Below are 19,680 nucleotides of genomic sequence, written 5' to 3' on the forward strand. Positions count from 1 at the left end.
GTCAAGGCGCCGATCGCATTACCGCGACCTGAACGCCGTGCGAGGGTGGTTGGCGACTGGGCCGCCAACCACCCTACGCTCGACTGCCTCGCCACCCGGAGGTTCAGCGAAAGCCGAACACAGGCGACGAACTGTCGTTACGCAACCTGACTAGTATGCCGCACGACCGGCGGCGGGTCTAATCGGGGTTACCTAGTTCACTTGATGATCTTGGTGACGAACCCGGCGCCGACGGTGCGGCCACCCTCGCGGATCGCGAACTTGAGGTTCTCCTCCATGGCGATGGGCTGGATCAGCTTCACCGACATGGTGGTGTTGTCGCCCGGCATGACCATCTCGGTGCCCTCGGGAAGGGTGACGACACCGGTGACGTCCGTGGTCCGGAAGTAGAACTGCGGGCGGTAGTTCTGGAAGAACGGGGTGTGCCGGCCGCCCTCCTCCTTGGAGAGGATGTAGACCGTCGCCTCGAACTCCGTGTGCGGGGTGTTCGAGCCCGGCTTCACGACGACCATGCCGCGCTCGACCTCGTCGCGCTTGGTGCCACGCAGCAGCAGGCCGACGTTCTCGCCTGCGCGGGCGTCGTCCAGGGTCTTCCGGAACATCTCGATCGCGGTGACCTTGGTCTTGAAGCTCTTCTCCTTGATACCGACGAGCTCAACATCCTCGTTCGGCAGGAGAACGCCGCGCTCCACGCGACCGGTGACGACGGTGCCACGACCGGTGATCGTGAAGACGTCCTCAACCGGCATCAGGAACGGCATGTCGACCTCGCGCTCCGGCTGCGGGATCGAGGTGTCGACCGCGGTCATCAGGTCCAGCAGCTTGCCGGTCCACTCGGGGTCACCCTCGAGGGCCTTCAGCGCCGAAACCCGAACCACCGGCAGGTCGTCGCCCGGGTACTCCTGCGACGAGAGCAGCTCACGGACCTCGAGCTCGACGAGCTCCAGGAGCTCCTCGTCATCGACCATGTCGCTCTTGTTGAGCGCCACGACGATGTACGGCACACCAACCTGACGGGCCAGCAGCACGTGCTCGCGGGTCTGCGGCATCGGGCCGTCGGTCGCCGCGACCACCAGGATCGCGCCGTCCATCTGCGCGGCACCGGTGATCATGTTCTTGATGTAGTCGGCGTGCCCAGGGCAGTCGACGTGCGCGTAGTGCCGCGACTCGGTCTGGTACTCGACGTGCGCGATCGAGATCGTGATGCCGCGGGCCTTCTCCTCCGGCGCCTTGTCGATCTCGTCGAACGGCGTGTAGGGGTTCAGGTCCGGGTACTGGTCGTGCAGGACCTTGGTGATGGCCGCCGTCAGCGTCGTCTTACCGTGGTCGATGTGACCAATGGTGCCGATGTTGACGTGCGGCTTAGTCCGCTCGAACTTAGCCTTCGCCACTGGTGTCCTCCTGTGGACTTCTTGGTTCGTACGCCCGGCGCGCCGGTCGGCGCTTAGGACTCTGTCGACAGCCTTTCCGGCCAGAAGGCCGGGAAGCCATTGTGGGTTCTGCGGCGATGAAGCCTACAGGCCCGGTCTCACGCGATCCGATCGTGGTGGCCGCGGGCGGGTGAAACCTCCCGCGACCAACCACGAATCACCTGCTCAGGGCGTTACTCGCCCGTTGCCTTGGCGATGATCTCCTTCGCGACGCTCTGCGGAACCTCGGCGTAGGAGTCGAACTGCATGCTGTAGCTAGCCCGGCCCTGGGTCTTCGACCGCAGGTCGCCGACGTAGCCGAACATCTCCGACAACGGCACCAGAGCCCGGACGATGCGGGCGCCGCTGCGCTCCTCCATCGCCTGGATGATGCCGCGGCGGGAGTTGAGGTCACCGATGACGTCACCCATGTTCTCCTCAGGAGTGGTGACTTCAACGGCCATCATCGGCTCGAGCAGCGCGGGATCGGCCTTGCGGGCCGCGTCCTTCATCACCATCGAGCCGGCGATCTTGAATGCCATTTCCGACGAGTCGACCTCGTGGTACTGGCCGTCGAGCAGCGTCAGCTTCACACCCACCAGCGGGAAGCCCGCCAGGATGCCGTACTGAAGCGCGTCCTGCGCACCGGCGTCCACCGACGGGATGAACTCCCGGGGGATGCGGCCACCGCTGACGGCGTTGGCGAACTCGTAGGTCGGCGATTCGTTGTCCAGCGGCAGCGGCTCGACGCTCACGATGACGCGGGCGTACTGGCCGGAACCACCGGTCTGCTTCTTGTGGGTGTACTCGACCTTGTCCACCTTGCGGCGGATGGTCTCGCGGTACGCCACCTGCGGCTTGCCGACGTTGGCCTCGACGTTGAACTCACGCCGCATCCGGTCGACCAGGATGTCCAGGTGCAGCTCGCCCATGCCGGAGATGACCGTCTGACCGGTCTCCTCGTCCAAGCGGACGCGGAAGGTCGGGTCCTCTTCGGCCAGCCGCTGGATCGCGGTGCCGAGCTTCTCCTGGTCGGACTTGGTCTTCGGCTCGATCGCCACCGAGATGACCGGCTCCGGGAAGGTCATCGACTCCAGGATCACCGGGTTCGCCGGGTCGGAGAGCGTGTCGCCGGTGGTGGTCTGCTTGAGACCCTGCACGGCGATGATGTCGCCGGCCTGCGCCGTCGGACGCTCTTCGCGCTTGTTGGCGTGCATCTGGTAGATCTTGCCGATCCGCTCCTTGCGGTCCTTGGTGGAGTTGACCACCTGGGAACCGGACTCGAGAAGACCGGAGTAGACCCGGACGTAGGTGAGCTTGCCGAGGTGCTTGTCCGTCTGGATCTTGAAGGCCAGACCGGAGAACGGCTCCGACTTGGAAGGCTTGCGGAGCAGCGGCGTCTCGCCGTCCGGCGCGGTGCCCTCGATGGCCGGAACGTCCAGCGGCGACGGCAGGAAGTCGACCACGGCGTCGAGCATGGGCTGGACGCCCTTGTTCTTGAACGCCGAGCCGCACAGCACCGGGTTGGCCTTGCCGGCGATGGTGGCACGCCGGATGGCGGCCTTGATCTCCTCGGGGGAGACCTCCTCGCCTTCCAGGTACTTCTCCATCACCGAGTCGTCGACGTCGGCCAGGGTCTCCATCAGCTTCTCGCGCCACTCGGCCGCGGAGTCGGCCAGCTCGGCCGGGATCTCCTCGATCGCGTAGTCGTCACCCTTCTGGGTCTCCCCACGCCAGGTGAGAGCGCGCATGCCGATCAGGTCGACGACACCGATGTGGTCGCCCTCGAGCCCGATCGGGATCTGGAGCACCAGCGGGGTGGCGTTCAGCCGGTCGATCATCATCTGCACGCAGCGGAAGAAGTCGGCGCCGGTCCGGTCGAGCTTGTTGACGAAGCACATACGCGGGACGTTGTACTTGTCGGCCTGCCGCCAGACGTTCTCCGTCTGCGGCTCCACGCCGGCGACACCGTCGTAGACCGCGACCGCACCATCCAGAACCCGCAGCGACCGCTCGACCTCGACCGTGAAGTCGACGTGGCCCGGCGTGTCGATGATCTGGATCGTGTGGCCCTTCCACTCACACTTGGTAGCAGCGGAGGTGATGGTGATGCCACGCTCCTGCTCCTGCTCCATCCAGTCCATGACGGCAGCGCCCTCGTGGACCTCACCGATCTTGTACGTGATGCCGGTGTAGAACAGGATCCGCTCGGTGGTCGTGGTCTTACCGGCATCGATGTGCGCCATGATGCCGATGTTGCGTACGTTGGCGAGCGCGTCTGCGGCGGCCACTTCAATCCCTACTTATCGTCGTCTCGACTCAACTGGTGGCGGTTCCGGCGCCGCGAGGGCGCCGGAACCAGGGTGTTACCAGCGGTAGTGCGCGAAGGCCTTGTTCGACTCGGCCATCTTGTGCGTGTCCTCGCGCCGCTTGACGGCGGCACCGAGGCCGTTGCTCGCGTCCAGCAGCTCGTTCATCAGCCGCTCGACCATGGTCTTCTCGCGACGAGCGCGGGAGTAGGTGACCAGCCAGCGCAGGCCCAGCGTGGTCGCCCGGGTCGGGCGGACCTCGACCGGCACCTGGTAGGTGGCGCCACCGACACGACGGCTGCGTACCTCGAGGGTCGGCTTGACGTTGTCCATCGCCCGCTTGAGGGTGACGACCGGGTCGGTGCCGGACTTCTCGCGGCAGCCCTCGAGGGCCGCGTAGACGATCGACTCGGCGAGCTGACGCTTGCCGCGGAGCAGGATCTTGTTCACCAGCTGGGTGACCAGCGGCGAGTTGTACACCGGGTCAGCGACCAGTGGCCGCCGCGGAGCGGGTCCCTTACGCGGCATGTCAGCTCTTCTCCTTCTTCGCGCCGTAACGGCTGCGCGCCTGCTTGCGGTTGCGGACACCCTGGGTGTCCAGCGAGCCGCGAACGATCTTGTAACGCACGCCGGGGAGGTCCTTCACCCGGCCACCGCGCACGAGCACGATCGAGTGCTCCTGGAGGTTGTGACCGACGCCCGGGATGTAGGCGGTCACCTCGATCTGGCTGCTGAGCTTCACGCGAGCGACCTTGCGCAGCGCCGAGTTCGGCTTCTTGGGAGTGGTGGTGTACACGCGGGTGCACACGCCGCGCCGCTGAGGGGAACCCTTCAGCGCCGGGGTCTTGGTCTTGGTCGTCTTCGCCTGGCGGCCCTTTCGGACCAGCTGCTGGATCGTGGGCACCGGGTTTCTCCGCTCCCTTCGGCCGCATTCGCGGCCGCGCCGTCGCTCGTTAGCCGGCCTGATGACCGGCTCTCCTACATTCCGACCAGGGTCACCTTGCGGAGACCCCGGCACCCGCGGTCGGGCGTGTCGCCCTCGTCACGGCCCCGTTGCGACGCTTTCGCGTGCGTACCGGGTTTGTTCACCGGTGCGCGGGTCGCCCCGCCCCGGATCTTTGGCTTGTCGTGCCGCCGCCCGGACTCCGGGGACAGCGCACGCACGAGTTGCCCGGGCATGCCCGGGCACAAGGGGAAAGAGTACCTACCACAACCGCCCAGGTCAAAACGGAATGGCCCGGCGACTGTCTCACATCCGCCGGCCGGATCTCGTCCTGCCCCGTCGCCCGCGATGGGCACCTGCAGACACAAGTGTACCGGCTTCCCCGCGCGGCCACCCGTCGGCCCCGGGCCGGCACCAGGCCGGCACCGGGCAGTCACCGCGGGGCCTCCGCATCGCGGACCGGACGGTGACGGGCCTCAGGCCAGGGTGAGAAGCAGTGCCAGGCCCAGGCCCAGGAGGCTGAGCACTCCTCCCGCCACGCCACAGCTGATTCCGGCCACGGCAAGCCCACGGCCGGTGAACCGGACCGCGGGAGGCGCCACCGGCCGACGGATCTGCCGCTGACCGAGCAGACCGGTGACGATCGCCGCCACGCCGGCCAGCACCCCGAGCACGGTGAACGCTCCGGAGGCCCAGGCCCCGCCGTCGTCCTTGAAGCTCACCCCGAAGCAGATCACCAGCAGCGAGACCAGGACCGAGGCCACCCCGGCCACCAGCGCCCCGACGGCCAACCCGGAGGTGACCGGCGCCACGTCCAGGTGCACGACACCGAACGGCGTGCCGGGAACCATCTCCACCCGCTTCGGCGGCCGGCGTTGGTCATCGGTGGGCGGCGGCACCGGATGCCCGGTCATGCCACCCCAACCGGGTGCGTGACCCGGTGGCGGCGGACCCCAACCCGCAGGCACGCCGGGCCCGGACGGCGGCGGCCCCCAACCGGGAGGCGAACCAGGTCCGGACGACGGCGGCCCCCAACCCGCAGGCACGCCAGGCGCGGACGAGGGCGGACCCCAACCGGGAGGTGCGCCAGGCCCAGACGACGGCGGACCCCAACCCGGCGGGGTCGGCGCACCGGAGACCGGGTACGGCTGGCTGGAGCCGGTCGGGGTGGTCGCGCCCCAGCCGGGGTGCGGCGCGGGAGATGACGGCGCCGGCGATGACGGCGCGCTCGGCGTGGCCGCGGGCGGGTGCGGCTCGCTGCTCGGGTCCGGTCGCGCCCAGTCACTCGGCTCGGGCGGGGTCGGCGCGTCCGGATGACCGGCCGGTTCGTCCGCAGGGGGCCGCGCCGGTTCCGTCACGAGGTCCTCCTGTCGAAAGGGCACCGCCGCCGCACGGCGGACACCGGCCAGGCTACCGCCGAGGGCACCGCCGTCCGCGCCCGGCGCGGCCACGGGCGGCTCAGTCCATGTTCGCCGGGTAGTCATGGCCGAACGGCGCGCCGGCCAACCGCACCACCCCGATCACCACCGCGGCCACCACGGTGACCGCGACCAGCACGAGGCCGGTCCAGGCCATCCGCTCCCCCCGTCGCAGCCAGGCGCCGCCGGTCAGGAAACCCCCCGAGGCGTACGCCTCACGGCGCGCCTGCCGGGCCAGTTGCAGCGCCACCGTCGCCGGCACCACCCCGCCGATGAAGAGCCCGGTCAGCATGCCGAGCAACCCCAGCGCGAAGACCGCCCGCGCCTTCGTGGCACGGGCCGGATCCGGGTCCAGCGGGTGGCGCAGGCCCTGCTGCGCGACGGGCACCTGCCCGGGTGCGGTCGTCATACCCCCATCATGCCGAACTCGGCCCGGGGGTGGGTGGGTCCGGACACGACGAGGCCCCCGGCGGAAACCGGGGGCCTCGTCGTGCGATCGGTGCTTAGCGGTACGACCCGAAGTCGAAGTCGTCCAGCGGCACAGCCTGCCCGCCGGCCGGCCCGAAGCCGTAGTCGGTCTCCGGGTACCCGGTCATCGAGTAGACCTTGGCCTTGGCCTCCTCGGTCGGCTCCACCCGGACGTTGCGGTACTTGCTGATGCCCGTACCGGCCGGGATGAGCTTTCCGATGATCACGTTCTCCTTGAGGCCGACCAGCGAGTCGCTGCGCGAGTTGATCGCAGCGTCGGTCAGCACCCGGGTGGTCTCCTGGAAGGAGGCCGCCGAGAGCCAGGAGTCCGTGGCCAGCGAGGCCTTGGTGATACCCATCAGCACCGGACGACCAGCGGCGGGCTCGCCGCCCTCCGAGACGAGTCGGCGGTTCTCCGACTCGAACAGCGCCCGGTCGACCAGCACACCCGGCAGGAACTCGGTCGAGCCGGAGTCGATGACCGTCACCCGCTTGAGCATCTGGCGGATGATGATCTCGATGTGCTTGTCGTGGATGAGCACACCCTGCGAGCGGTAGACCTCCTGGACCTCACTGGTCAGGTGGACCTGGACCGCCCGCGGACCCATGATCCGCAGAAGCTCGTGCGGGTCGATGGTGCCCTCGGTCAGCTTCTCGCCGACCGCGACGTGACCGCCGTCGTGGGTCCGGAGCTTGACGCGCTTCGAGATCTTGTCGTAGACGATCTCTTCGCTGCCGTCGTCCGGCACCACGATGATCTTGCGCGAGCGCTCGCCGTCCTCGATCCGGATCCGGCCGGGGGTGTCGGCGATGGGCGCCTTACCCTTCGGGACCCGAGCCTCGAAGATTTCCTGAACACGCGGCAGACCCTGGGTGATGTCCTCACCAGCGACACCACCGGTGTGGAAGGTACGCATCGTCAGCTGCGTACCGGGCTCACCGATGGACTGGGCGGCGATGATGCCGACCGCCTCGCCGATGTCGACCGACTTACCGGTCGGCAGCGACCGGCCGTAGCAGGCCGCGCAGACACCCAGCTTGGACTCGCAGGTGAGCACGCTGCGCACCCGGACCGTCTCCACACCGGCGGCGACGATCTTGTCGACCCCGATGGAGTTGATGTCCTGGCCGCGCTCGGCCACCACGGTGCCGTCCGGCCCCTTGATGTCGTCGGCCAGCGTCCGGGCGTGCACGCTGGTCTCGGCGTGGGTGTGGACGACGAGCTTGCCGTCCAGCTTCTCGCCGATCTGCATCGGGATCGCCCGGTCGGTGCCGCAGTCCTCTTCACGGATGATGACGTCCTGCGAGACGTCCACCAGACGACGGGTCAGGTAACCCGAGTCGGCGGTCCGCAGCGCGGTGTCAGCGAGACCCTTACGGGCACCGTGCGTGGAGATGAAGTACTCCAGCACGGACAGACCCTCCCGGTAGCTGGCCTTGATCGGCCGCGGGATGATCTCGCCCTTCGGGTTGGCCACCAGACCACGGATCGCTGCGATCTGCCGGAGCTGGAGCAGGTTACCGCGGGCACCCGAGTGGATCATCTTCCACAGTGGGTTCTCCTGCGGCAGCGCGGTGTCCATCTCCTTGGCGACCTCGTTGGTCGCCTTGGTCCAGATCTCGATGAGCTCGCCGCGACGCTCCTCGGCGGTCATCAGACCACGCTGGTACTGCTTGTCGATCCGGTCGGCTTCCTTCTCGTACTTCGCCAGGATCTCCGCCTTGCGCGGCGGAGCGATGACGTCCTCCATGCCGATCGTCACGCCGGACCAGGTGGCCCAGTGGAAACCGGCCTCCTTGAGCCCGTCCAGGGTGGCGGCCAGCGCCACCTTGGGGAAGCGCTCGGCGAGGTCGTTGACGATCGCGGAGAGCTGACCCTTGCGGATCTCGTAGTTCACGAAGCGGTAGCCCTGCGGCAGCGTCTCGTTGAACAGCACCCGACCCAGGGTGGTCTCCACGGTCAGCGCGTCACCCTCGACGAAGCCCTCCGGAGCGGACCACGCCTCGGCGCCGGCACCGTTGTCGACCTCGACCACACCACGAAGGCGGATCTTGACGGGCGCCTGCAGGTGCAGCTCACCGTTGTCGAAGGCCATCCGCGCCTCGGCGTCCGAGCTGAACGCCCGGCCCTCGCCCTTCTCACCGGCGGTGAGGTGGGTGAGGTGGTAGAGCCCGATGACCATGTCCTGGGTGGGCATGGTGACCGGCTTACCGTCGGCCGGCTTGAGGATGTTGTTCGACGACAGCATCAGGATCCGAGCCTCGGCCTGAGCCTCGGCGGACAGCGGCACGTGCACCGCCATCTGGTCACCGTCGAAGTCGGCGTTGAACGCCGTGCAGACCAGCGGGTGGATCTGGATGGCCTTGCCCTCGACCAGCTGCGGCTCGAAGGCCTGGATGCCCAGGCGGTGCAGGGTCGGCGCCCGGTTGAGCAGCACCGGGTGCTCGCCGATGACCTCTTCCAGCACGTCCCACACGACCGGGCGCTGACGCTCGACCATCCGCTTGGCGGACTTGATGTTCTGCGCGTGGTTGAGGTCCACCAGCCGCTTCATGACGAACGGCTTGAACAGCTCCAGGGCCATCTGCTTGGGCAGACCGCACTGGTGCAGCTTGAGCTTCGGGCCGACCACGATGACCGAACGGCCGGAGTAGTCGACACGCTTGCCCAGCAGGTTCTGGCGGAACCGGCCCTGCTTGCCCTTGAGCATGTCGGACAGCGACTTGAGCGGGCGGTTACCCGGGCCGGTGACCGGCCGGCCGCGACGGCCGTTGTCGAACAGCGCGTCGACGGCCTCCTGGAGCATCCGCTTCTCGTTGTTGACGATGATCTCGGGAGCACCGAGGTCGATCAGCCGCTTGAGGCGGTTGTTCCGGTTGATCACGCGGCGGTACAGGTCGTTCAGGTCCGAGGTCGCGAACCGGCCACCGTCGAGCTGCACCATCGGGCGCAGGTCCGGCGGGATGACCGGGACGCAGTCCAGCACCATGCCGAGCGGCGAGTTGCGGGTGTTCAGGAACGCCGCCACGACCTTGAGCCGCTTGAGCGCCCGGATCTTCCGCTGGCCCTTACCGGACCGGATGGTCTCCCGCAGGCTCTCGGCCTCGGCGTCGAGGTCCATGTTCTGGACCAGCGCCTTGATCGCCTCCGCGCCCATGGAACCGGTGAAGTACTCACCGAACCGGTCGCGCAGCTCGCGGTAGAGCAGCTCGTCGGTGACGAGCTGCTTCGGCTCCAGCTTGCGGAAGGTGTCCAGCACCTCGTCCAGGCGGTCGATCTCGCGCTGGGCCCGGTCGCGGATCTGGCGCATTTCGCGCTCTCCGCCCTCCTTGACCTTGCGCCGGACGTCCGCCTTCGCGCCCTCGGCCTCCAGCTCGGCCAGGTCGGCCTCGAGCTTGGCGGCGCGCTTCTCGATCTCCGAGTCACGGCTGTTCTCGGACTGCCGCTTCTCGGCCAGGATCTCGTTCTCGATCGTCGAGAGGTCACGGTGACGCGACTCCGCGTCCACGCTCGTCACGACGTACGAGGCGAAGTAGATGATCTTTTCGAGGTCCTTGGGGGCGAGGTCCAGCAGGTAGCCCAGCCGGCTCGGAACGCCCTTGAAGTACCAGATGTGGGTCACCGGAGCAGCGAGCTCGATGTGCCCCATCCGCTCACGACGGACCTTGGAGCGAGTCACCTCGACGCCGCAGCGCTCACAGATGATGCCCTTGAACCGAACGCGCTTGTACTTACCGCAGTAGCACTCCCAGTCGCGCTGCGGACCGAAGATCTTCTCGCAGAAGAGCCCGTCCTTCTCCGGCTTCAGGGTGCGGTAGTTGATCGTCTCAGGCTTCTTGACCTCGCCGTGCGACCACTGACGGATGTCGTCGGCGGTGGCGAGACCAATGCGCAGCTCGTCGAAGAAGTTGACGTCGAGCACTATGTCCCCTATGTCGTCGTCTGTACTGCTAATTCTCGGGCGGGGTCGGGGGCCGGCGAACCGGCCCCCGACCGCTCACCTCAGACCTCTTCGACCGAGCTCGGCTCGCGCCGGGACAGGTCGATGCCCAGCTCCTCAGCGGCCCGGAACACCTCGTCGTCGGTCTCGCGCATTTCCAGGGCCACACCGTCGCTGGAGAGCACCTCGACGTTGAGGCACAGCGACTGCAGCTCCTTGAGCAGCACCTTGAACGACTCCGGGATGCCCGGCTCCGGGATGTTCTCGCCCTTGACGATGGCCTCGTAGACCTTCACCCGGCCGAGCACGTCGTCGGACTTGATCGTGAGCAGCTCCTGCAGGGCGTACGCGGCGCCGTACGCCTGCATCGCCCAGCACTCCATCTCACCGAAACGCTGACCACCGAACTGCGCCTTACCACCCAGCGGCTGCTGCGTGATCATCGAGTACGGCCCGGTCGAACGAGCGTGGATCTTGTCGTCGACCAGGTGGTTGAGCTTCAGGATGTAGACGTAGCCGACCGCGATCGGGTCGGGCAGCGGCTCGCCGGAACGACCGTCGAACAGCTGCGCCTTGCCGGTACGCCCGATCAGCTGCTTGCCGTCCCGGTTGGGCAGGCTCGACTCGAGCAGACCGGAGATCTCCTCCTCGCGGGCACCGTCGAAGACCGGGGTGGCCACGTTGGTGTCCCCCTCGGACTCGTGCGCGTCGATCGAGCGGAGCTGGCGCTTCCAGTCGGCGTCGTCACCCTCGACCTTCCAACCGGTCTTGGCGACCCAACCGAGGTGGGTCTCCAGAACCTGGCCGATGTTCATCCGGCTCGGCACACCGAGCGGGTTGAGCACGATGTCGACCGGGGTGCCGTCCTCAAGGAACGGCATGTCCTCGATCGGAAGGATCTTCGAGATGACGCCCTTGTTGCCGTGCCGGCCGGCGAGCTTGTCGCCGTCCTGGATCTTGCGCTTCTGGGCGACGTAGACCCGGACCAGCTCGTTGACACCCGGCGGCAACTCGTCGCCGTCCTCGCGGGAGAACGTGCGCACACCGATGACCGTGCCGGTCTCGCCGTGCGGCACCTTCAGCGAGGTGTCCCGAACCTCACGCGCCTTCTCACCGAAGATCGCGCGGAGCAGTCGCTCCTCCGGGGTCAGCTCGGTCTCACCCTTGGGCGTGACCTTGCCGACCAGGATGTCACCGGGGACGACCTCGGCACCGATCCGGATGATGCCGCGCTCGTCGAGGTCAGCGAGCATTTCCTCGCTGACGTTCGGGATGTCGCGGGTGATCTCCTCCGGACCGAGCTTGGTGTCCCGGGCGTCGACCTCGTGCTCCTCGATGTGGATCGAGGTGAGCACGTCCTGCTGCACGAGGCGCTGCGACAGGATGATCGCGTCCTCGTAGTTGTGACCCTCCCAGCACATGAACGCCACCAGCAGGTTGCGTCCGAGTGCCATCTCGCCTTCGTCGGTGCACGGACCGTCGGCGATGACCTGACCGGCCTCGACGCGGTCGCCCTCGAAGACCACCGGCTTCTGGTTGACGCAGGAGCCGGCGTTGGAGCGGCGGAACTTGTGCAGCAGGTACGTCCGGCGGTGGCCGTCATCCTGGTGGATGGTGACGTAGTCGGCGCAGAGATCCTCGATCACACCGCCGACCTCGGCGACAACCACGTCGCCAGCGTCGACCGCGGCCCGGTATTCCATGCCCGTACCCACGAGCGGCGCCTCGGCCTTGACCAGCGGCACTGCCTGGCGCTGCATGTTCGCGCCCATCAGTGCCCGGTTGGCGTCGTCGTGCTCGAGGAACGGGATCATGGCGGTCGCGACCGAGGTCATCTGCCGGGGCGAGACGTCCATGTAGTCGACGGCACCGGGGACGACGTCCTCGGTCTCGCCGCCCTTACGACGGCAGAGCACCCGTTCCTCGGCGAACGTGCCGTCAGCCTTCAGGCGCGCGTTGGCCTGGGCCTTGACGAACCGGTCCTCCTCGTCCGCGGTCAGGTAGTCGATCTGGTCGGTGACCCGACCCTCGACGACCTTCCGGTACGGCGTCTCGATGAAGCCGAACGGGTTGACCCGGGCGAAGGTGGACAGGGCGCCGATCAGGCCGATGTTCGGGCCTTCCGGCGTCTCGATCGGGCACATCCGGCCGTAGTGGGACGGGTGCACGTCGCGGACCTCGAAGCCGGCCCGCTCACGGGACAGACCACCCGGGCCGAGCGCGCTCAGCCGGCGCCGGTGGGTCAAGCCCGCCAGCGGGTTGGTCTGGTCCATGAACTGGGACAGCTGCGACGTACCGAAGAACTCCTTGATCGCCGCCACCACCGGGCGGATGTTGATCAGGGTCTGCGGCGTGATCGCCTCGACGTCCTGCGTGGTCATCCGCTCGCGGACGACCCGCTCCATGCGGGACAGGCCGACCCGAACCTGGTTCTGGATCAGCTCACCCACGGTGCGCAGACGACGGTTGCCGAAGTGGTCGATGTCGTCGGCCTCGTAGCCGTCCTCACCGGCGTGCAGCCGGCACAGGTATTCCACGGTGGCGACGATGTCGTCCTCGGTCAGCGTGCCAGTGGTGATCGGCACGCCAACTTCGAGCTTCTTGTTGAACTTGTAGCGCCCGACCTTGGCGACGTCGTACCTCTTCGGGTTGAAGAAGAGGTTGTCGAGCAGGGTCTGGGCGTTCTCGCGCGTCGGCGGCTCGCCAGGGCGCAGCTTGCGGTAGATATCGAGCAGGGCCTCGTCGGCGCCGGCGATGTGGTCCTTCTCGAGCGTGGTCATCATCAGCTCGGACCAGCCGAACCGCTCGCGGATCCGCTCAGCCGACCATCCGACGGCCTTGAGCAGGACCGTGACGGCCTGCCGACGCTTACGGTCGATACGAACGCCGACCGTGTCGCGCTTGTCAATGTCAAACTCCAGCCAGGCACCCCGACTCGGGATGACCTTGACGCTGGAGAGGTCGCGGTCGGAGGTCTTGTCCGGCTCCTTGGAGAAGTACACGCCCGGGGACCGGACGAGCTGGCTCACCACGACGCGCTCGGTGCCGTTGATGACGAAGGTGCCCTTGGGCGTCATCATCGGGAAGTCACCCATGAACACCGTCTGGCTCTTGATCTCGCCAGTGGTGTTGTTGGTGAACTCCGCGGTCACGAAGAGCGGAGCGCAGTAGGTCAGGTCCTTCTCCTTGCACTCCTCGATCGAGGCCTTGACCTCGTCGAAGCGTGGCGCCGAGAAGGAGAGCGACATGGTGCCGGAGAAGTCCTCAATGGGACTGATCTCTTCAAGGATCTCCGCGAGACCCGAGCGTGCGTGCGGGTCGTCCGCCGACCGGCCCTGCCAAGCCTCGTTGCCGACGAGCCAGTCGAAGGACTCGTTCTGGATGGCAAGGAGGTTGGGGACCTCGAGGTGTTCGGTGATCCTGCCGAATGAAACTCGGCGGGGAGCGAATGCGCTCGACGTACGACTGGTCTTCGCAGGGCGGGAAGCTGCCAAGATGCGTCCTTCCGAGGACCGGTGCTGCAGAACGGCTGGTACGCGTGCACTCCAATGACCCCACCAGAAATATCCGTAAACGGACATTTCCGAGCAGGGGTCAAGTCGGAAGGCAGCGCAAACTAGCAGTGTAGCCGAGAGGCTAACCGCTGTCCAGCCCACCCCGCAGGTAGTTTGCGGAACGTGCCTCGGCCCCCGTCAACCGGGGTCTGCCGGGCCGCTCAGAACGCAACGTCCCCACTGGGCCGCTCGGGTTACTGCGGCGATGGTGCCACCGCTGTCATACCCACATCATGGCCGTCGCAAGCGCGGTGTCTTGCTGGTGTCAGCGTGCCTGGCAGCCCGGGCCGCGTCAAGAGCCGGTATCCGGGTTGTCCCTTGTTTCCCACCGGAGGGCGACCCGTCACGCTCGTTCGGGTCAATGGTGCCGGTCGTCGGAGCCCAGCTCAGGGCCGGTCGGCGCCGGATCCACCAACACGGCGGGCGGCGATCCGTGTCGGATCACCGCCCGCCGCGATGCGATCGTGTACCGGCTCACGAGCCGGGACACGCGCGCTGGTGGAGCTCAGGTCACTTGAGGGTGACCTTGGCGCCTTCGCCCTCGAGCTTGGCCTTCGCCTTGTCGGCGGTCTCCTTGTTGACCTTCTCCAGGATGGCCTTCGGCGCGGACTCGACCGCGTCCTTGGCCTCCTTGAGGCCCAGGCCGGTCAGCTCACGCACGACCTTGATGACCTGGATCTTCTTGCCGCCGTCAGCCTCGAGGATGACGTCGAACTCGTCCTTCTCCTCCTCGACCGGAGCAGCAGCAGCGCCGCCGCCGCCACCCGGGCCCGCCATGGCGACCGGAGCCGCGGCGGTGACCTCGAAGGTCTCCTCGAACTGCTTCACGAACTCAGAGAGCTCGATCAGCGTCATCTCCTTGAACGCGTCGAGCAGCTCGACAGTGCTGAGCTTCGCCATATCTGGCGTCCTTTCCTGATTCTGTTAAGTAAGAACTGGTGCGCCGTGGGGGCCATCAGGCCGCCTCGGCGCCCTCCTTCTCGCGCTTGTCCTGCAGAGCTGCCGCCAGGCGGGCGGTCTTCGACAGCGGGGCCTGGAACAGGGCCGCGGCCTTGCTCAGGTTGCCCTTCATCGCGCCGGCCAGCTTGGCCAGCAGCACCTCGCGGGACTCCAGGTCGGCAAGCTTCGTGACCTCGGCCGCGGAAATGGCCTTGCCCTCGAAGACACCGCCCTTGATGACGAGCTTCGGGTTGGCCTTCGCGAAGTCGCGAAGCCCCTTCGCCGCCTCGACGACGTCGCCCGAAACGAAAGTCAGCGCGGTAGGACCGGTGAACAGCTCGTCGAGGCCGGTGATGCCCGCGTCCGTCGCAGCACGCTTCGCGAGCGTGTTCTTCGCGACCGTGTAGCTGGTGTCGGCGCCGAGCGAGCGCCGAAGCTGGGTGAGCTGGGAAACCGTCAGACCGCGGTACTCGGTCAGCACGGTGGCGCCCGAGCTGCGGAAGCTCTCGGTCAGCTCAGCAACGGCCGTGGCCTTGTCGGCCCGGATCGGCTTGTCCGCCATGTCCCTCCTCTCTCGTTACTCGAGGCTGGTCCCCGTCACCGCCGAGGCGGGAACGGGGGCGGAGGCAGCGCGACAACGAAAAAGCCCCGGCGCAGGGCGCACGGGGCGAGGGCCGACAGATCATCACGGTCGGCGGACCATGAACACTGCCGAGTTACGCTTGCCGCCCTACGCGGGTCGCCCGATGTCGCGGGGCCTTCGACCGTGCCGAAGCACGGTGACCAGCGGTCTCTGGGTGGTTCCTCATCCGTGAGAACACGGATGACGGTTGAAGAGTACGCGCCCCGGCCACCAGCGCCAAATCGCGGTGGGTGAGCCGCGCCACGGACGCTGGCAGCGGTCAGCCCTGGGCCCGCCGCCGCCACAGATAGCCGCCGAGCACCGCAGCGCTCCAGGCCAGCGCCCACCCGCTCAACCCCAGCAGGGTCAGCGCGGCCGCGTCGCCGCCGGTGGTGCGTGCGGCGGCCATGATCGGCGGCGCCAGCCAGGGGGCCACCGACCCACTCAGGCCGAGCACCACCGCGCCGACCCCGCCGAGGGCCAGCACCGCGACGCCGTAACCGGCACCGCCCACCGACGCCCGGCTGGCCAGCGCGCCGAGGGCAACCGCAGCGGGTACGGCGAGCAGGTGCGCCCACACTCCCAGCGCGAGCCCGACCGGGATCGACCGGTCCCCCGGGTCGACCGGGCCGGAGACCCCGCCGACCAGCCACGGAAAGAGCAGCGCCACGGCCACCGTCACCAGAGCCGCCACACCGGCGGCGAGGAGCCCGGCAAGCCGCTCGCGAGCCACCCCGACCGCCACCTGCGCCAGGCGGCGCTGCACGTCTGGCTCCACGTCCAGAAGGATCTTGGTCTGCCAGGCGACGACCGGGAAGAGGACCACGGCCGAGACGCCGTACGCCTCCGCCGGCTGCGCACGGCCACCGCCGTAGAGGGTGCCGAGAACGACCAGGCCGGCGAGCAACGGGGCCACCGCTCGCCCGGTCCGCAGGAAACCGGCCAACCTCATCCGCACCAGGGGGATCACCGGGCCTCCCCCGCTGCTGGCTCGATCATCGGGTCGACGCCCTGGTCGGCCCCGGACTGCGCGGGTGTCGGCTCACCGGCCGCCGATCGGATCGACGGTGCGGCGGGTCGCGCCTGCACGGCGGCGGTGGAGGCGTCGGCGCGTACTCCCAGGACGTGGTGGCCCTCGGCGCGCAACCGGGCGACGGTGCCGGCGACCCGCGCGGCCGGCACCGCGACCTCGACCACGGCGAACGTCTCGTCCGCCGACGACGTCTCCTCGGTCAGCGAACCGTCGGCCACCAGCCAGCGGCGCGCGGCCGGCAGCCGGATCGTCTCGCCACGGTGGTCGCTGACCAGAACGGCGCCGTCGGCGGCGAGCACCTCGGCGATCAGCTCGGGAACCAGCTCGCGGGTGGCGGCGTCCAGCCCCTCCCACGGCTCGTCGAGCACCAGCAGGCCCGGCGGGCGCAGCATCGCCTGGGCCAGGCCCACCTTCTGCGCGGTGCCCTTGGACAGCTCGGGCAGTCGGACCGAGCGGAAGGCGGACAACCCGAGCCGGTCGGTCCAGGAGGTCACCGCCTCGTCGGCCGCCGCTCCGCGCAAACCCGCGACCCGGGCCACGCCGGTGAGATAACGGGCCACGGTAAACGGCTGGTCGGCCGGGAAACGCTCCGGCACCCAGCCCACCCGCGTCGGGCGGCCGGTGACCCGGCCCCGGCCCGGCCGGAGCACGCCGGCGGCCACCTGGAGCAGTGTCGACTTGCCCACCCCGTTGCGGCCCAGCACGACAGCCGCCTCGCCCGGACCAATGTGCACGTCGATGCCTCGCAGCACCCACGGCCCGCGCCGGTGGTACCGCAACCAGACGTCTTCCAGCCGCATGGGCCGAGCCTGCCACATCTCAAACGCGCCGGGGCGCCGCCACAATCGTGGCGACGCCCCGGCGGAGCGAACTGTCGGCTCAGGCCTCGGCCTGGTCCTCCCGGAGGTTCTTCACCAGGTTCGGGTCGACCGGGACGCCCGGGCCCATCGTGGTGGTCAGGATGACCTTGCGGAGGTACTTGCCCTTGGACGCGGACGGCTTGGCACGCAGCACCTCGTCGAGCACCGCAGCGTAGTTGTCCACCAGCTGGCTCTCCGTGAAGGAGGCCTTGCCGATGATCAGGTGCAGGTTGGAGTGCTTGTCCACCCGGAAGGTGATCTTGCCACCCTTGATGTCCTGCACCGCCTTGGTGACGTCCATGGTCACAGTGCCGGTCTTCGGGTTCGGCATGAGACCGCGCGGGCCCAGGATCCGCGCGATCCGGCCGATCTTGGCCATCTGGTCCGGCGTGGCGATCGCCGCGTCGAAGTCCAGCCAACCACCCTGGATCCGGGCGACCAACTCGTCGGTGCCCACCTCGTCGGCACCCGCGGCGGCGGCCTCTTCGGCCTTCGCGCCGCTGGCGAACACGATCACGCGGGCGGTCTTACCGGTGCCGTGCGGCAGGTTGACCACGCCGCGGACCATCTGGTCCGCCTTGCGGGGGTCGACGCCGAGGCGCATGGCGACCTCAACCGTGGCGTCGAACTTGACGTTGGTGGTCTCCTTGGCCAGCTTCACGGCCTCGGAGGGGGTGTAGAGCTTCGACCGGTCGATGACATCGGCGGCCTTGCGGTAGCTCTTGCTGCGCTGCATTGCTGATTACTCCTGTGGTCTCTGGCGGGCCGCTCGGCGCGAGCCCTCCCACGGTCGGGTCGAAGGCTTTGGCCGACGTCAGTCGTTGACGGTGATGCCCATCGACCGGGCGGTGCCGGCGATGATCTTCTCGGCCTGGGCCAGGTCGTTGGCGTTGAGGTCGGCCATCTTCTTCTCGGCGATCTCACGCAGCTGGGCGCGGCTGACCGAGCCGACCTTCTCGGACTGCGGAACACCCGAGCCCTTCTGCACACCGGCGGCCTTGATCAGCAGCCGGGCAGCGGGCGGGGTCTTCAGCACGAAGGTGAAGGACCGGTCCTCGTAGACGCTGATCTCGGCGGGGACGATGTCGCCCCGCTGGGACTCGGTCTGCGAGTTGTAGGACTTGCAGAACTCCATGATGTTCACGCCGTGCTGGCCGAGCGCGGGGCCGACCGGCGGCGCCGGCGTGGCCTGGCCCGCCGGCAGCTGAAGCGTGAACGTCTTGACGAGCTTCTTCTTCGGAGGCATGTCACTTCCTGGGGCTTGGAGCTGGGAAAATGCGGCTGTCGCCGCCCTCGGAGCGCGCACGGTCAGCGCGGTGCGACAGCGGCGACATTCAAGAGTAGCGCAGGCCGCAGCCCACTCGTCCGCCGAGGTCGAGCGGGAGGGCATACGCCGACGTCGGCGGCGGGCAGGCCCGCCGCCGACGACCAGTCAGATCTTGGCGACCTGGTTGAAGTTGAGCTCCACCGGGGTCTCGCGACCGAAGATCGACACCAGCACCTTGAGCTTCTGCTGGTCGGCGTTGATCTCGCTGATGGTGGCCGGCAGCGATGCGAACGCGCCGTCGGTGACGGTGACGGAGTCGCCCACCTCGAAGTCGAGGACCTTGATCTCCGGCTTCGACTTCTTCTGCTCGGTCTCGACGGCCGGTGCCAGCCACTTCAGCACCTCGTCGAGGGAGAGCGGGGCGGGCCGGTCGGCCCGGTCGGTCGCGCCGACGAAGCCGGTCACGCCCGGGGTGTTACGGACACAGGAGTACGACTCGGCGGTCAGCTCCATCCGGACCAGGATGTAGCCCGGGAAGACCTTGGCCTGGATCTGGGAACGCTTACCGTTCTTGACCTCGACCTCTTCCCGGGTCGGCACCTCGACCTGGTAGATGAAGTCCTCCATGTCGAGGCTCGTGATCCGGGTCTCGAGGTTGGTCTTGACCTTGTTCTCGTAGCCGGCGTAAGAGTGCACCACATACCAGTCACCCGGCGCGTAGCGCAGCTTCTGCCTCAGCTCGGCAACTGCGTCGAACTCCTCGTCCGGTGCGGGCTCGGTCGTTGGGAACTCCGGCTCGCTGGCGGCCTCAACCGACTCGTCACCAGCCGCCGTCGCGACCGTGGACTGCTCGTCCACCTGTCCGGCGGTCTCGTCGTACTCAGGCACGCTCGCTCACTTCCGTCACTATCGGCTGG

Annotated in this window: 15 protein-coding genes; all 15 read right to left on the reverse strand. The window is 68.1% G+C overall.

The features are described 5' to 3' along the window. Positions 1-197: 197 nt before the first annotated feature. On the reverse strand, positions 198-1,391 hold the full coding sequence (gene tuf / locus GA0070619_RS24635) for an elongation factor Tu (protein ID WP_088950239.1): 1,194 nt from the start codon (positions 1,389-1,391) through the stop codon (positions 198-200). A gap of 212 nt (positions 1,392-1,603) precedes the next feature. Further along, positions 1,604-3,700 carry an elongation factor G gene (fusA, locus tag GA0070619_RS24640; protein ID WP_088950240.1) on the reverse strand — a complete coding sequence of 699 codons (2,097 nt, stop codon included), beginning with the start codon at positions 3,698-3,700 and terminating at the stop codon, positions 1,604-1,606. 75 nt (positions 3,701-3,775) lie between these two features. After that, complete coding sequence (rpsG, locus tag GA0070619_RS24645; protein WP_007465317.1) at positions 3,776-4,246, reverse strand: 30S ribosomal protein S7; 471 nt, start codon at positions 4,244-4,246, stop codon at positions 3,776-3,778. 1 nt (position 4,247) lies between these two features. Further along, complete coding sequence (gene rpsL / locus GA0070619_RS24650; RefSeq protein ID WP_007465318.1) at positions 4,248-4,622, reverse strand: 30S ribosomal protein S12; 375 nt, start codon at positions 4,620-4,622, stop codon at positions 4,248-4,250. 515 nt (positions 4,623-5,137) lie between these two features. Further along, complete coding sequence (locus tag GA0070619_RS24655) at positions 5,138-5,518, reverse strand: hypothetical protein (protein WP_088952026.1); 381 nt, start codon at positions 5,516-5,518, stop codon at positions 5,138-5,140. A gap of 601 nt (positions 5,519-6,119) precedes the next feature. Further along, complete coding sequence (locus GA0070619_RS24660) at positions 6,120-6,488, reverse strand: hypothetical protein (protein ID WP_088950241.1); 369 nt, start codon at positions 6,486-6,488, stop codon at positions 6,120-6,122. A gap of 94 nt (positions 6,489-6,582) precedes the next feature. Continuing rightward, complete coding sequence (locus GA0070619_RS24665; RefSeq protein WP_088950242.1) at positions 6,583-10,470, reverse strand: DNA-directed RNA polymerase subunit beta'; 3,888 nt, start codon at positions 10,468-10,470, stop codon at positions 6,583-6,585. Positions 10,471-10,550: 80 nt separating this feature from the next. Beyond that, positions 10,551-13,982: a DNA-directed RNA polymerase subunit beta gene (rpoB, locus tag GA0070619_RS24670; protein WP_088950243.1), complete on the reverse strand. Its 3,432-nt coding sequence runs from the start codon at positions 13,980-13,982 to the stop codon at positions 10,551-10,553. A gap of 570 nt (positions 13,983-14,552) precedes the next feature. Beyond that, complete coding sequence (rplL, locus tag GA0070619_RS24675; RefSeq protein WP_088950244.1) at positions 14,553-14,942, reverse strand: 50S ribosomal protein L7/L12; 390 nt, start codon at positions 14,940-14,942, stop codon at positions 14,553-14,555. Positions 14,943-14,997: 55 nt separating this feature from the next. Beyond that, positions 14,998-15,543 (reverse strand): 50S ribosomal protein L10, encoded by a 546-nt coding sequence (rplJ, locus tag GA0070619_RS24680; protein WP_030329872.1) that lies wholly within the window; start codon positions 15,541-15,543, stop codon positions 14,998-15,000. A 340-nt stretch (positions 15,544-15,883) separates the two neighbouring features. Further along, positions 15,884-16,573, reverse strand: coding sequence for a hypothetical protein (locus GA0070619_RS24685; RefSeq protein WP_088950245.1), 690 nt, complete (start codon positions 16,571-16,573; stop codon positions 15,884-15,886). After that, positions 16,570-17,436 (reverse strand): ABC transporter ATP-binding protein, encoded by an 867-nt coding sequence (locus tag GA0070619_RS24690; RefSeq protein WP_088952027.1) that lies wholly within the window; start codon positions 17,434-17,436, stop codon positions 16,570-16,572. The genes GA0070619_RS24685 and GA0070619_RS24690 overlap by 4 nt, the downstream gene beginning before the upstream one ends. Positions 17,437-17,515: 79 nt before the next feature. Next, on the reverse strand, positions 17,516-18,232 hold the full coding sequence (rplA, locus tag GA0070619_RS24695; RefSeq protein WP_088950246.1) for a 50S ribosomal protein L1: 717 nt from the start codon (positions 18,230-18,232) through the stop codon (positions 17,516-17,518). 78 nt (positions 18,233-18,310) lie between these two features. After that, the gene (gene rplK / locus GA0070619_RS24700; RefSeq protein WP_088950247.1) at positions 18,311-18,742 is read right to left on the reverse strand and encodes a 50S ribosomal protein L11; all 432 of its coding nucleotides are present in this window, start codon (positions 18,740-18,742) and stop codon (positions 18,311-18,313) included. Positions 18,743-18,928: 186 nt separating this feature from the next. Then, the gene (gene nusG, locus GA0070619_RS24705) at positions 18,929-19,651 is read right to left on the reverse strand and encodes a transcription termination/antitermination protein NusG (protein WP_088950248.1); all 723 of its coding nucleotides are present in this window, start codon (positions 19,649-19,651) and stop codon (positions 18,929-18,931) included. Between the last annotated feature and the right edge of the window lie 29 nt (positions 19,652-19,680).

It is taken from the genome of Micromonospora zamorensis, assembly GCF_900090275.1.
GTDB lineage: Bacteria > Actinomycetota > Actinomycetes > Mycobacteriales > Micromonosporaceae > Micromonospora > Micromonospora zamorensis.